Origin of the sequence: Mesorhizobium japonicum MAFF 303099 (assembly GCF_000009625.1) — a bacterium.
Taxonomy (GTDB): Bacteria; Pseudomonadota; Alphaproteobacteria; order Rhizobiales; family Rhizobiaceae; genus Mesorhizobium; species Mesorhizobium japonicum.
Genome location: NC_002678.2, coordinates 6,690,412 through 6,704,237, shown reverse-complemented (window position 1 = coordinate 6,704,237; position 13,826 = coordinate 6,690,412). Strand labels below are relative to the sequence as shown.

General features: G+C 61.7%; 14 protein-coding genes. 4 read left to right on the top strand and 10 right to left on the bottom strand.

The annotated features are described in order from the left end of the window. The first annotated feature begins 156 nt into the window (after positions 1 to 156). Together MAFF_RS33185 and MAFF_RS33180 are read left to right on the top strand one after the other, a co-directional pair. Entirely contained in the window at positions 157 to 402 is a 246-nt protein-coding gene (locus MAFF_RS33185) for a zinc-finger domain-containing protein (RefSeq protein WP_032929729.1), read from the top strand. A 19-nt stretch (positions 403 to 421) separates the two neighbouring features. Further along, positions 422 to 1,654: an FAD-dependent monooxygenase gene (locus tag MAFF_RS33180; RefSeq protein WP_010915402.1), complete on the top strand. Its 1,233-nt coding sequence runs from the start codon at positions 422 to 424 to the stop codon at positions 1,652 to 1,654. Positions 1,655 to 1,734: 80 nt separating this feature from the next. On the opposite strand, the gene MAFF_RS33175 is transcribed toward MAFF_RS33180, so the two are convergent. The 9 genes from MAFF_RS33175 to MAFF_RS33140 all read right to left on the bottom strand — a co-directional run bounded on the left by MAFF_RS33175 (position 1,735) and on the right by MAFF_RS33140 (position 9,559). Next, the gene (locus MAFF_RS33175; RefSeq protein WP_044550117.1) at positions 1,735 to 2,361 is read right to left on the bottom strand and encodes a hypothetical protein; all 627 of its coding nucleotides are present in this window, start codon (positions 2,359 to 2,361) and stop codon (positions 1,735 to 1,737) included. 266 nt (positions 2,362 to 2,627) lie between these two features. Beyond that, the gene (locus tag MAFF_RS33170) at positions 2,628 to 3,293 is read right to left on the bottom strand and encodes a TIGR02117 family protein (RefSeq protein WP_044550114.1); all 666 of its coding nucleotides are present in this window, start codon (positions 3,291 to 3,293) and stop codon (positions 2,628 to 2,630) included. Between the two features lie 94 nt (positions 3,294 to 3,387). Beyond that, on the bottom strand, positions 3,388 to 4,137 hold the full coding sequence (locus MAFF_RS33165; protein ID WP_031240865.1) for an amino acid ABC transporter ATP-binding protein: 750 nt from the start codon (positions 4,135 to 4,137) through the stop codon (positions 3,388 to 3,390). Positions 4,138 to 4,215: 78 nt separating this feature from the next. After that, the gene (locus MAFF_RS33160) at positions 4,216 to 5,373 is read right to left on the bottom strand and encodes an amino acid ABC transporter permease (RefSeq protein WP_010915399.1); all 1,158 of its coding nucleotides are present in this window, start codon (positions 5,371 to 5,373) and stop codon (positions 4,216 to 4,218) included. Positions 5,374 to 5,377: 4 nt separating this feature from the next. Next, positions 5,378 to 6,565: an amino acid ABC transporter permease gene (locus tag MAFF_RS33155; protein ID WP_010915398.1), complete on the bottom strand. Its 1,188-nt coding sequence runs from the start codon at positions 6,563 to 6,565 to the stop codon at positions 5,378 to 5,380. Between the two features lie 62 nt (positions 6,566 to 6,627). After that, positions 6,628 to 7,656, bottom strand: a complete 1,029-nt coding sequence (locus MAFF_RS33150) for an amino acid ABC transporter substrate-binding protein (protein ID WP_010915397.1) — start codon at positions 7,654 to 7,656, stop codon at positions 6,628 to 6,630. A 24-nt stretch (positions 7,657 to 7,680) separates the two neighbouring features. After that, entirely contained in the window at positions 7,681 to 8,025 is a 345-nt protein-coding gene (locus MAFF_RS39570) for a hypothetical protein (RefSeq protein ID WP_129468804.1), read from the bottom strand. A gap of 13 nt (positions 8,026 to 8,038) precedes the next feature. After that, on the bottom strand, positions 8,039 to 8,914 hold the full coding sequence (locus tag MAFF_RS33145; protein ID WP_010915395.1) for a DUF2182 domain-containing protein: 876 nt from the start codon (positions 8,912 to 8,914) through the stop codon (positions 8,039 to 8,041). Positions 8,915 to 8,923: 9 nt separating this feature from the next. Then, a complete protein-coding gene (locus MAFF_RS33140; protein ID WP_010915394.1) occupies positions 8,924 to 9,559 on the bottom strand; it encodes a DUF1326 domain-containing protein in 636 nt (211 codons plus the stop codon). Positions 9,560 to 9,914: 355 nt separating this feature from the next. Here MAFF_RS33140 and MAFF_RS33135 point away from each other — a divergent pair, with 355 nt between their 5' ends. After that, positions 9,915 to 11,096 carry a cystathionine beta-lyase gene (locus MAFF_RS33135; protein ID WP_044550107.1) on the top strand — a complete coding sequence of 394 codons (1,182 nt, stop codon included), beginning with the start codon at positions 9,915 to 9,917 and terminating at the stop codon, positions 11,094 to 11,096. A gap of 225 nt (positions 11,097 to 11,321) precedes the next feature. Further along, entirely contained in the window at positions 11,322 to 12,407 is a 1,086-nt protein-coding gene (locus tag MAFF_RS33130) for a CBS domain-containing protein (protein WP_010915392.1), read from the top strand. Positions 12,408 to 12,486: 79 nt separating this feature from the next. Here the strand turns inward: MAFF_RS33130 and MAFF_RS33125 are convergent, their stop codons facing one another. Then, entirely contained in the window at positions 12,487 to 13,539 is a 1,053-nt protein-coding gene (locus MAFF_RS33125) for a linear amide C-N hydrolase (RefSeq protein ID WP_010915391.1), read from the bottom strand. Positions 13,540 to 13,826: the final 287 nt, after the last annotated feature.

Sequence of the window (13,826 nt, the reverse complement as noted above, 5' to 3'; positions counted from 1 at the left end):
CGTGATCGGTCGCAGAATCGCTTGGCGTCCGCGGTCACACGCTTAACCGGCTCAACTTATCCTCTGACAGGCTTTTGCGACAGTTTCATTTCATCGATCTTGCAAAGAGACCTGTTATGATCCAGATGCATGCGAGACTGCGTTAAGGAGACGACGATGGCAGGCGGTTCCATTCCCCATTTCCAGAACGATGCCGGCCATCCGGCGATCGACATCGGGGTCAAGGAATTCATGTGCACGGGCGCCAATCCGCCTTTCGACCACCCGCATGTGTTCCTCGACATGGGCGACGACAATGAGAAAGTCTGCCCCTATTGCTCGACGCTCTACCGCTACTCGCCGAAGCTGAAGGCGACGGAAACTGTGCCGGCGGGCTGCCTCTACATCGACCAGGCCGCCTGATTCCTTCGCGACAGAGCTGATGGACGACCAGCGCTCCCGGCAAATCGTCATCGTCGGAGCGGGCGTCGCCGGGCTGACCGCAGCCATTGCCTTCGCCGAACGCGGCTACCCCGTGCAGCTGTTCGAGCAAGCGCCGCGCCTGGAAGCCGTAGGCGCCGGCATCCAACTTTCTCCCAACGCGACACGCATCCTGCGTGACCTCGGCGTGCTCGATCGGCTGTTGCCGGCGGCGATGCGGCCGGAGGCCGTGGTGCTGAAGGACGCAAGGACGCTGCGCCAACTGGCTCGCGTGCCGCTCGGGCAGTCGGGTGAAAGCCGCTGGGGCGCTCCCTATCTCGTCGCGCACCGGGCCGACCTGCAGAGCGCGCTGCTGGCGTGTGTGGCAGAGATACCTGATGTCCATCTCACGCTCGGGGCGCGCGTCGAAAAAATTGCGACCGGCAGCCATGGTGTCACGGCGACCGTCGAGATCGGCGGCAAGACGGTAGAGGAACAGGGCTCCTTGCTGGTCGGCGCCGATGGCGTCTGGTCGTCGGTACGCGGGCTTGTCGATGCAAAAAGGATGGCATCGCCAAGAAGCCGTTTTTCGGGAGAGCTGGCCTGGCGCACCACCGTCGCGGTTGACAGCGCCGCCGGGCAAGCCTTTGCCGCGATCGGAGCGGCCGACTGTGTGACGACCTTTCTGCATCCTGGCTTCCATATGGTCGCCTATCCCGTCAGCAAGGGCGAAGCCTTTAACCTCGTCGCCTTCACCAGGGGCGAGCGCATTGCCGAAGACTGGTCCGGCCATGCCGATCCCGACATCCTCGCTGCCGCCATGCGCGACATGGCGCCAGGCCTTGGAAGGCTGCTGGAAATGGCCGGCCCATGGCTAGTCTGGCCACTCCATACGGTTGAACAGAAGCAGCCCTGGACAACGCCGGCCGGCATCGCGCTGATCGGCGACGCGGCGCATGCGATGACGCCGTTCGCCGCGCAAGGTGCGGCGATGGCGATCGAGGATGCGGCGACGCTTGCCGAGGCCGTTTATGCCTCCCCCACCAACCCCCTGGCCGCCCTTGCGGTTTGGGAGCAATCGCGGCGACCACGTGTCGTGCAGGTCGCCCGACGCGGCGCTGTCAACCGGCTCGCCTGGCATGCCTCGGGTCCAGTGGCGATCGCCCGCAACCTGTTCCTGAAGATACGCCCCTCCGAAAAGCTCGCGACGGATCTCGACTGGCTTTATGGCTGGCATGCCGCGCCAGGACGGTAGGCTTGCAGGCATCCCAGCCGACCACGCGACGCACCCTGGAGACACGTGACAGCCGTAGTCGCAAGGGACTTGCGCAGGCTTTATGAAAACAAAGTGCCCACGACCGGCTTCAAATACAGGCTGTGATACAGCAGAAAGAAAACCAGAGCCGCGACCGCAGCGCAGGAGATAGCCGCGGCCACGGCGGTAGCGATTGCCATATAAATGTTACTCTTGAAGGCATATTTTGACACGATAACGAGCTGGACAAGGACCGCCACGGACGAAATTTTCCAAATTCCGTAAGGGCTTAGCGCCCTATCTAAATTCCTTACCAATTCATTCGCCTGAAACATTGCTCCAAGGACCGTCCATGCGACCACCTCTCCCATTTTACTCGGCAATATATAGATAAATCCGATAAATGCATACTTCAATATGAAAATAAAAACGAATATCGCCAATATTATTGGAAATTTCAAAGTAATTCCCTGAAGAACATCTTTGAAATTAGACTTTTCTGACGTCATGCCGGACAGAGCAACGATGACATAGGAGGCGACAAAAATAGCCAGAATTGTCGTAGCCAATTGATACGAAATAAAAAATTTCGATATCTGAAATATGCGAACAGGGCCGGATACGCTAAAATAGCCGACGTAAATCTGTGCCAACGCCAACACCAATATGACGCCGGAAATTTGAGACCACGAAAGATCGCGATTCATTGTGTCGCGAACAGTGGTGCGCGGCCTGATATAGAATACCACTCCACTGAAGAGGTATCGTATTAGCTCAATCAAAAATGACATACACCCTCTTATGACAGCGGCAGTCCTGCACAGTTCAGGATAATATTTAACACCGCGTGTAGATGAATGACGTTCCTATTTTAGAAAAGTCCTATATGACAACATCAACCGTGACGTTGTCATCATGAAGCATAGTTTGCAGGGCCATGATTTCTTGTCCGGGAATCCTGGGAGGCCAGCCGTCAATTATACAGCCGCATCGACAGGCCGAGCAAAACCGGCAGCGGGTTCCACCAGCCGGTGCGCAGGCCGGCGGTGCGCAACGCGGCGGCGGTCCAGGTGTTGCAGCCGACCAGCGCGTTGAAATGGCCGTTCGCCTCGTAGAAGCGGTCGAAGCTGGAGTAGGCCGCATTGTCGATGACTTCCGGGCCGCCAGGCCCCTGCTGAAAACTGGCCTCGATGAAATCGAGCAGTGCCGCGAACTGGTTATCCCCAATATCGAAGCCGGCGACATCGGGATGCGGTTCGACGATAGCGCCGGCGACGTCGACATGCATGACCGACGCGTCGAGGGTCAGCGCCTTGATCACCGGAACGGCCTTGAGCTCAGACCAGGTCGGTGTTTCCAGGTAGAAGGCGCGGCCGCCCCAACCGAAGACGATGTAGCGCACTTCGGGCGCATCGGAAGGCAGCCCGGCGTCTGCCAGGAAATGGAAGCGCTTGCGTACGGCATCGTCCACCGGAATGGCGATATCGGTATGGATCGGATTCTTCAGCACCAGTATGTGCCGCGTGCCCTCGCCCGCCGACGCCGCCGGCCAGAGCGGGCGCGGCACCAGCGTGCCGAGGGCCGCCGCAAGCGCGATCACGGCCAGCACCATGGAGAGGAAACGCAGGACTTTTCTCATCGATGACGCCCCAGCCGCCAATCGCATCGGCCGATCCATAATCAAAGAGCCCGGCCGCATTGCGGCCGGGCTCTTGCGCTCGGTGTGGAACCGCTCAGTGCAGGATCTGGCTGAGGAACAGCTTCGTGCGCTCGTGACGCGGGTGGTCGAAGAACTCGGCCGGCGTGTTCTGCTCGACGATCTGGCCCTGATCCATAAAGATCACCCGGTTGGCGACTTTGCGGGCAAAGCCCATTTCGTGTGTGACGCACAGCATGGTCATGCCTTCTTCGGCCAGGCCAACCATGGTCTCCAGCACTTCCTTGATCATTTCCGGGTCGAGCGCCGAGGTCGGCTCATCGAACAGCATGATGCGCGGGTTCATGCACAGCGAGCGGGCGATCGCCACGCGCTGCTGCTGGCCGCCGGACAGCTGGCCCGGATATTTGTTGGCCTGCTCCGGGATTTTCACGCGCTTGAGGAAATGCATGGCGATTTCCTCGGCCTGCTTCTTCGGTGTCTTGCGCACCCAGATCGGCGCCAGCGTGCAGTTCTCCAGGATGGTCAGATGCGGGAACAGGTTGAAGTGCTGGAACACCATGCCGACCTCGCGGCGCACCTCGTCGATCTTCTTCAGATCGTTTGTGAGCTCTTTGCCGTCGACGATGATCTTGCCCTTCTGGTGCTCTTCCAGCCGGTTGATGCAGCGGATCATCGTCGATTTGCCGGAGCCCGACGGGCCGCAGATGACGATGCGTTCGCCGCGCATCACTTTCAGATTGATGTCCTTCAGCACATGGAACTCGCCGTACCATTTGTGCATGGCGATGATGTCGATGGCGACATCGGTGGTCGAGATGTGCATCTTGGCGGCGTTGACCTTGATCTCTTCGGCGCTGACGGCGTTTTCGGTGGCCATGACAGGGTCCCCTTATTTCTTTTGTTAGCGTTTGTGGCCGGTGTCGAGCCGGCGTTCAGTGTACATTGAATAGCGCGACATGCCGAAGCAGAACAGCCAGAAGACGAAGGCGGCGAACACCAGGCCGGACCTGGCCGTCTGCGGCGTCGCCCAGTTGGCGTCCGAGAAGTTCTGCTTGACGACGCCAAGCAGGTCGAACATCGAGATGATGAGGACCAGGCTGGTGTCCTTGAACATGCCGATGAAGGTGTTGACGATGCCGGGAATGACCAGCCTCAGCGCCTGCGGCAGCACGATCAGCCCCATTTTCTGCCAATAGCCGAGGCCGAGCGAATCGGCGCCTTCATATTGGCCCTTGGGGATAGCCTGCAGGCCGCCACGCACGACTTCAGCCATATAGGCGGCGGCAAACAGCGACACGCCGATCAGCGCCCGCAGGAACTTGTCGAAAGTGACGCCCGCCGGCAGGAACAGCGGCAGCATGACGCTGACGAAGAACAGGACGGTGATCAGGGGGATGCCGCGCACCGTCTCGATGAAGACCACGCACAGCGTCTTGACGATTGGCATTTTCGAACGCCGGCCGAGCGCCAGCACGGTGCCCAGCGGCAGCGACACGGCAATGCCGACGAAGGACAGGCTGAGCGTCACCAGCAGGCCGCCCCAGCGCGAGGTCTCGACATGCGGCAGGCCGAACACGCCGCCGATCAGCAGGAAGAACGAGACGATCGGCAGCACCAGGAAGAGCAGGATGGCGTTCAACCCCTTGCGCGGCACCCGCGGGATCAGCATCGGCACCAGCAGCGCCACGAACAGGATGGCAACCAGGATCGGCCGCCAGCGCTCCTCGATCGGATAGGTGCCGAACATGAACTGGCCGAACTTGGCATTGACGAAGGCCCAGCAGGCGCCCGTCCAGCCATCCGGCTGGATGCCGCCCTGCGCGACGGTCGCGCAGACCGTGCGATCCGGCCCGGTCCACACGGCATTGATGAACGCCCAGCCGATGACCTGAGGCAGGATCCAGGCGACGATGACGATGCCGAGGATCGTCAGGATGGTGTCGCCGACCGTGCCGACCAGGTTCTTGCGCACCCAGGCCATCGGGCCGCGCACGCTTGTCGGCGCAGACTGCGCCAGGGCCATTTCGGTGCGCACCCAGGACATGTCGTGTTCCTGCATGGCTCTACCTTTCCACCAGCGCCATTCTGGCGTTGACCACGTTCATGACGGCGGAGGTCACCAGGCTGAGTATGAGATAGGCGATCATCATGATCAGCACGCCTTCGACCGCCTGTCCGGTCTGGTTCAGCACCGTGCCGGCGGTCGCCGTCAGGTCCGGGTAGCCGATCGCGATCGCCAGCGAGGAGTTCTTGGTCAGGTTGAGATACTGGCTGGTCAGCGGCGGGATGACGATGCGCATGGCCTGCGGCACGACAACCAGCCGCAAGATCGACCCGGACCGCAGCCCAAGTGCGGCCGCCGCCTCGGTCTGGCCCTTGCTGACGCCCCTGATGCCGGCGCGCACGATTTCGGCGATGAAGGCCGCCGTGTAGCAGGACAGCGCCAGATAGAGCGACAGGAACTCCGGCTTGACCTGAAAGCCGCCGGTCAGGTTGAAGGTCGATTGTTTCGGCAGATCAAAGCTCAGCGGAAAGCCGCTCAGCACGTAAGCGAGCAATGGCAGGCCGACGATCAGCGCCACCGAGGTCCAGAGCACCGGAAATTGCTGGCCTGTCGCCATCTGCCGCTGACGCGCTGTGCGGGCGACGAACCAGGCCATGGCAATGCCGACAAGCAGGGCTACGACGATAAGCCAGGAACCCTCGCCCCAGACCGGGCGGGGAAAGTAGAAGCCGCGCTGGTTGAGGAAGGAGCCGAACGGCAGATGATAGCTGTCACGCGGCGCCGGCAGCACGGCAAGCACGCCAGAATACCAGAAGAAGATGACCAGCAGCGGCGGGATGTTGCGGAAGACCTCGACATAGACCGTGCAGATCTTCTGGATCAGCCAGTTCTGCGACAGGCGGCCGATGCCGATGACGAAGCCGATGATTGTGGCGGTGATGATGCCGGCCACGGCGACGATGACGGTATTGATCAGGCCGACGACGATGGCGCGGCCATAGGTCGAGTCCGACGTGTAGGCGATCGGCGTATCGGAAATGTCGAACCCGGCTCTGCCCCTCAGGAAACCGAAGCCAGAGGCGATGTGCAGGCGCTGCAGATTGTCGATGACGTTCTGCACGATCCACCAGACGGAGCCGAACAGGACGATGACGACCAGCGTCTGGAAGAAGAGACTGCGTATCTTCGGGTCATTGATGAAGGAAGCCCTGCCGGACTCCTCGCGAAGAACTTCCTGCGATGCCATGTGCCCGTCCCCTGAAAAGAGAAACCGGAAGGCAGATATCTGCCTTCCGGATCACATTTCGGTCAGCGGATCGGCGGAGCGTATTGCAGGCCGCCCTTGGTCCACAGCGCGTTGATGCCGCGCGCGATCTTGAGCGGGCTGCCCGAGCCGACGTTGCGATCGAACATTTCACCGTAGTTGCCGACGGCCTTGACGATATTGACGACCCAGTCATTGGAGACGCCGAGATCGGCGCCGATCTTGGTGTCGGCTTCCTGGCCGAGAACGCGCTTGATCTCCGGGCTGGCCGAGTTCTTCATCTCATCGACATTGGCCTTGGTGATGCCGAGTTCCTCGGCGTCAAGCAGCGCGAAATAGGTCCACTTGACGATGTGGTACCACTGGTCGTCGCCCTGGCGCACCGCCGGTCCGAGCGGCTCCTTGGAGATGATTTCCGGCAGCACGACGTGATCGGCCGGCGAGCCCAGCGTCAGGCGGATGCCGTAGAGGCCCGACTGGTCGGTGGTGTAAACGTCGCAGCGGCCGGCGTCATAGGCGGCGTTGACCTCTTCGAGCTTCTCGAAGACGACCGGATTGTACTCCATCTTGTTCGCCTTGAAGTAGTCGGCGAGGTTGAGCTCGGTGGTGGTGCCGCTCTGCACGCAGACGGCCGCGCCCGAGAGCTGGAGCGCCGAATTGACGCCCGGCAGCTTCTTAGCGTTGATCATGAAGCCCTGGCCGTCATAGTAGGTCGTGCCGACGAAATTCAGGCCAAGTGCCGTGTCGCGATTGATCGTCCAGGTGGTGTTGCGCGACAGGATGTCGACCTCGCCGGACTGCAGCGCGGTGAAACGCTCCTTGGCGCTGAGCGGCGTGAACTTGACCTTGGTGCCGTCACCGAAGACGGCGGCCGCGACAGCGCGGCAGAAATCCGCGTCGATGCCCTGCCAGTCGCCCTTGTCGTCCGGCGCCGAGAAGCCGGCCAGACCCGTCGAGACACCGCACTGGATGAAGCCCTTCGCCTTGACGGTGTCGAGCGTCGTCGCCGACGCGGCCGACGCCATAAACCCGAGCGTAGCGGCGCCAAGGATGCCGATAGCAATATGTTTCATGACCCACAGACCCTTTTCTGTTCTTCAGGCAAAACCTGATCTTTTTCCCGTGTGAACGCAGCTCCCATTCCAGCCCATTCCCGGAATCCCGCATCGTAACCGACGCGCCGCCTCCCATTCACGAACAGCATCGAAGGCGATAATTCCTGTGAGGTCAAGGGAAATGACCGAATCCGAACGTCTTTGAAAATCGATTGCCTGAAATGCCCGAATTGCAGACAAACGCGCCTGCAATTTAGTCACGGCGCGAATAAAGTCGGCAAAGCGCATTCGAGGCAAATGCGGGCCGGCGACGAAATCCATCCCTGGCACAAGCTTGGCGTCCCTGATCTGGATACCGGATGAATTGACACGTCTGAAGACTGTCATCGGACCTGCCCTGTCAAAGCGCACGAGACATCAACCACGCGCCGGCCGCCACCATCAGCGCGCCGGAAATGCGCGAGATCAACGGCCCGCTCGTGGCCGTCTTTTCCAGGAGAACGAGGATGGCGATACCGGCGATCCACAGGATGTTCATGACGCCGCCGACGAACAGCAAAGCCATCAGCGCCCAGCAGCAGCCCAGACAATAGAGGCCGTGATCGACGCCTAGCCGAATCGCGCCGAGCGGCGCGGAACGGAACCCGCCATGGCTCATCAAGAACCCGATCGGCCCCTGACATTGGCGCAAGCAGACGCCCTTGACCGGCGTCCATTGATAGAGGCCGGCGGCGATCAGGACGAGGCCACCGAGGATCGTGCTGTCGGTCGCCATCGAGGGGTTGAGCAGGGCCAGGCGCCCGAGCAGCCATTGCGCGCCGGTCGCGGCGATACTGAAGACGATCCAGACCGTGAGACAGCCGGTAAAAAACCATCCGGTCGAAGCGATGGGGCGGCCATCCGCCTGCGCCCTGCGGCCGATGCCGGCGTAGAGCAGCAGCAGCGGCGCGACCGAAGGCGTCATCATGCCGACCATCATCACCGCCCACATGGTGAAGATGAAAGCGAAATCGGCGGGTGCCCAGGCCCGGAAGCCGGGCGCCACCGCGGCGCCGACATCCATGCCAGCCATATCCATGCCACCCATGTCCATGTTCGACATGTCCATTGCGGCGATATCGCCGCTCGCTCCAGCCGGCATCGGGGACGCGGGCATGGCCATGTCGATGGCGAGCCACAGCGTATAGGCCCAGGCGAGCACCGCAATCACGACGAGCGCGGCCATCACGACCGCGCGGTCGCGCCGCAGCACCGCCTCTAGCGCCGTGTCGCCCATTGGATCAGCTCAATGGACGACGCCGCTCTGCGTGAGATGCAGATTGGCAAAATGACTGTGTGTATCGGCCACCTCGAACTTGATCGGGCCTGTCGCCTTGGTCCAGCCGCGCCCGATCTCGGCCATTGCGTATTCGAAGCCGTGCGGCAGGTCGATGCGTGCCCGATGCTCCGCGCCGGTGACCGGATTCTTGATCGGCTCGCCATGACCGTCGGCTACGCCCTCGACGTGCAGCCGTCCGGTTCGCGCGTCGACGTCGACCTCGAACTCGATCGGGGCAAAGATCGGGTCATGGAATTTCTCCAGCGTGGTCGAGAAGACCTCGAATATTGTCGCGCCTGGCTTGGTGTCCTGTCCGCCCAGGATGCGAAGCAGCGCTTCACGCTGGGCCTCGCTCGCCCTCTCGTCGACAACCACCGCTGCTTCGCCGCCGCCCTGATGGATGGCGCCGGGCCAGCGGAAAATCCCGACGAGCCGCAATCCATCGAGTTTGGTGGCGCCGTGATGGCCGCTCTCGATTTCGATGCCGGTAACCGCCTGACAGAAGCCGTGTGTGGGCATGGCGTTGAACTGGCATGGGCAGCCGTAGGCGCAATTGCAGTTGACGAATTCGCGCGCCTTCATTGTCCATTTGACGTTGGCCATGGCGTTCCTCCCCTTGCCGCGCTCTGTGAGCGCGATACCCGGACCGGGGGGATCAGGAGGTAACCGGTCAAAAACCGTCCGGCAGCATCTGATCGAGGCAATCCGGCGATTAATATTTTAGAAGTTGATTATATATCTTTCCCAGCCGCCTACAATAGGTTGGCCGGGGGACGATCGGCTTCGCCGACAATCACCGCCGCACACCTTGGTCGGCCCGATTCAGGACCCTGCCGCTATGCTGTTCAGCCGGAGAATTGGCATATTCGAAGTCTATCCCTGGCGGATGGTGGGCTGTTGCGCGGTCCATGACGCCGCACTATGGCTAGCGCCTTCTCAAACAAGGCAAAGACGAAGAATGGCTAAGGACGGCAACGAGAAGGGTTCCGGCAAAATGGGTATCAACACGCGGTTGGCCCATTCGGGCAACAACCCGCACGACTATTTCGGCTTCGTCAATCCACCTGTCGTGCACGCCTCGACCGTGCTGTACCGCAATGCCGCCGCAATGGCGGGCCGCAGCCAGAAATACACCTACGGCACGCGCGGCACGCCGACCACGGACGCCCTTGCCCAGGCCATCGACGCGCTGGAGGGATCCGCCGGCACGATCGCGGTGCCGTCGGGTCTTGCGGCGGTGACCATTCCGCTGCTCGCCTTCGTATCGGCCGGCGATCACCTGCTGATCGTCGACAGTGTCTACCATCCGACCCGTAATTTCGCCGACACGATCCTGAAGCGGCTCGGCGTCGAGGTTGAGTACTATGATCCGCATATCGGCGCTGGCATCGCCGCCTTGATCAAGCCCAACACCAAGGTCGTGTTCACGGAATCGCCGGCCTCCAATACGTTCGAGGTGCAAGACATCCCGGCGATCGCCAAGGTGGCGCATACGGCCGGCGCTATCGTGATGATGGACAACACCTGGGCGACGCCGCTCTATTTCCGGCCGCTCGACCACGGCGTCGACATCTCCATCCACGCGGCGACGAAATACCCGGCAGGCCATTCCGACGTGCTGCTTGGCACGGTCTCGGCCAATGAGAGCCACTGGGAGCAGCTCTATGAGAGCTTCTGCACGCTCGGCTGCTGCGCGGGTCCCGACGATGTCTACCAGGTGCTGCGCGGCCTGCGCACCATGGGCGTGCGCCTGGAGCATCACCAGCGTAGCGCGCTGGCCATCGCGTCGTGGCTCGAAGGCCAGAAGGGCGTGGCGCGGGTGCTCCACCCTGCCCTTCCCAGCCACCCTGACCACGATCTGTGGAAGCGCGACTTTTGCGGTTCGAGCGGCATCTTTTCCATCGTGCTTGCCGGCGGCGGCCAGAAAGAGCAGCACGCTTTCCTCGACGCGCTCAGGATATTCGGCCTCGGCTATTCCTGGGGCGGCTATGAGAGCCTTGCGGTGCCGGTCTGGCTCGGCGACCGCGTCGTTGCAAAAGGCCCCTATGAAGGCCCGTTGATCCGCCTGCAGATCGGCCTCGAGGATGTCGACGACCTGAAAGCCGACATTTTGGGTGGTCTGGCGGCGGCGACGGCCTAACCAGTGCGCACGAACTGACTGCCGGGCAGAATCGGCAAACGTCCGCCAGGCCTTGGCGCTGATGACAAAGCGCGAGCCGCTCGCGGCATCCCATTGCTGGGCGTCGCGCAATATTATTCTGCCAGGCCGCGACTTTGCGGATTTGTTTGACTTTCAAATCCACGGGTTCGGCTGCATTGCCCGCTGTACCGGATCCCAACCAATCCATTTGTCACAAAGCTTGCCATGGCCTTTCGTCTTTTTGTCCCCATCCTCGCCGGTGCGACGCTGCGAGAACGGCTGTTTGCCTGCATCGGCGCCACGATCGGCATCGCGCTGACCGGCGTGATCAGCGGGCTGGCGATGGGCGGCGGTCCGCATGTGGCCCTGCTGGTAGCGCCGATGGGCGCCTCGGCCGTACTTCTGTTCGCTGTGCCCGCGAGCCCGTTGGCGCAGCCCTGGTCGATCATCGGCGGCAACTCCATATCGGCGCTGGTGGGCGTGACGGTGGGGCATTTCGTCCATGATCCGGTCATGGCCTCGGGCCTCGCTGTGGCGCTCGCCATCGCGGCCATGTCGTTCACGCGCTGCCTGCATCCGCCGGGCGGCGCGGCAGCGCTGACGGCGGTGCTCGGCGGACCGGCCGTGGTCAGCGCCGGCTTCCTGTTTCCGTTCGTGCCGGTGGCCCTGAATTCGATCATCCTGGTCACGCTCGGCTTCCTTTTCCACAGGCTGGCGCGGCGCAACTATCCGCATGTCGCCGCACCCCCAGCCAACAGCCATGGGACCGCCGATCCGCCGTCGCAGCAGCGCGTCGGCTTCCGGCCCGAGGATATCGACGCGGCGCTGACCACGCTCGACGAAACCTTCGACATCGACCGCAACGACCTCGAACGGCTGCTGAGGCAAGTCGAGCTGCAGGCCATGGTGCGCTCGCAGCGGACGCTGCTTTGCCGGGACATCATGTCCCGCGACGTGGTTTCGGTGCGCGAGCAGGCCACCGCCGACGAGGCGCGCCAGCAACTGCTCGATCACAACATCCGCACCTTGCCGGTGGTCGACGCCGAAGCAAGGCTGGTTGGCGCCGTCGGCCTGCGCGAGCTGACGAAGGCGCCCGATACGGTGAAGGGCGTGATGTCGAAGGCCGGCACCGCTTCGCCCGAGACCCCGGCGATGAGCCTGCTTCCGGTACTGACCGACGGCCGCAGCCACGCCGTGGTCATCGTCGATGGCGAACGGCACATTCTCGGCCTGATCACCCAGACCGACCTGCTGGCGGCGGCCGCGCGCGTCCAGGCGACGGATACGACTTTCGCCAAAGCCGCGGAATAGGCCAGCCACCACTACGGCGAATCGGCTTCGCGAGGCACCACCTCAGCCAGTTACCTGGCCATCCTGAACGGCCCGGACTTCAGAGCCCCAGGAACTTGAAGGGCTTGGTTTCCTTGAACTTGTCGTTCGCCAGGCCCGAATAGGTGTGGGTCTGTTCCGGGCCGAGATCGAGCATCAACACCTTCCCGGTCTTTTCCGAAAAATCGAACTTGTTGAGATCCATCCAGAAAGTGTTGGGCGTCAGCGCGGATTCAAAGAAATAGAGCTTGCGCTTGTGATCCGAGACGGTGCGCCAGCGCGTCGATGAGATGTTGGGCTGATCCGGCGTGGCGATGCCGTATGGCACCGACGTATTGCGGATCACGCTGAAGACGCTTGCGACAGCCTCGTCGGGCTTCTCGCTCTTCGGGATGGCGTTGATGTAGAAAGAAGCCCGGGCAAAGCGGTCGGATGCGCGATTGGTGCCGGGCAACATGATGGTGCCGCCGATCTGCTTCCAGTACTCGTTGAGCGCAAGTTGCTTCTCGAAAATCGGGGAATTGGTCATCACCTGATAGTCGCGGCTGTGATGAATGACCTGCTTACCATCTATGTACTCGATGATCGCACTGTCGCCGCTGGCATCGGAGAGCGAGAGATGCAATGTCGCGAGGCGGTCTTCCCCGGGCACGTTGGCGGTTACGACCGTGAAAGGCTGTTTTGCCAGCGCGTCGACCGCTTCCTTGACGGTGGCGTAGTTGTCGAGGACGAACTGCGCCCATGCCGCGAGCGAGAGGCCCGGAGTCTTGCCGTCGTATTTCGGATAGGACGATTCGACCAACCACAAGACATTGGCCACGAGCCCGGCCTCGTTCATCCCATCCGTGGTCGAGATGTCATATCCGGATGCGATGACGCTGCCGTATTTCGAGGTCCACCGGATCGAGTTCAGGCCGGCTTCGCCGGACCGTTTCATCCCACGTGGAAACACCCAGAGATTGGTTCCGGTATCGACTTTCCAGTCCATCGACCGCGCCGTGATCACCTCACCCTTGGCGCCGAGATAGACGGCCCGTGTGCAAGCGTCGGCGGGGGTCAGCACCACGCCTGCGGAGAGGACGGTGGCGATGCTAAAGTTGGCCAGCAAGCGCATTTTCCAGATCATGAAGGCCTCCGTCTATGACGCGCGCCTTAACCCCAACTTTGGCGCGCACTCGATGGCGCGGCAGCACCTGTCCTCAGTCTCACCCAAGCATGTCACTAGATCGACCTTGTGCAAAACAATATTTAACTTGATGAGCGGCAATTTTCTAAAAATCGATTAGAGAATCCCTTGATCGGATTGCACTGGACCGAAGCCGCCATGAACCGAAGCGCCCTGTATCTTGCCGCGATGCCGCGATTGACGCTCCTTTAAAGCTCTGGCATCAAAGAAATAGT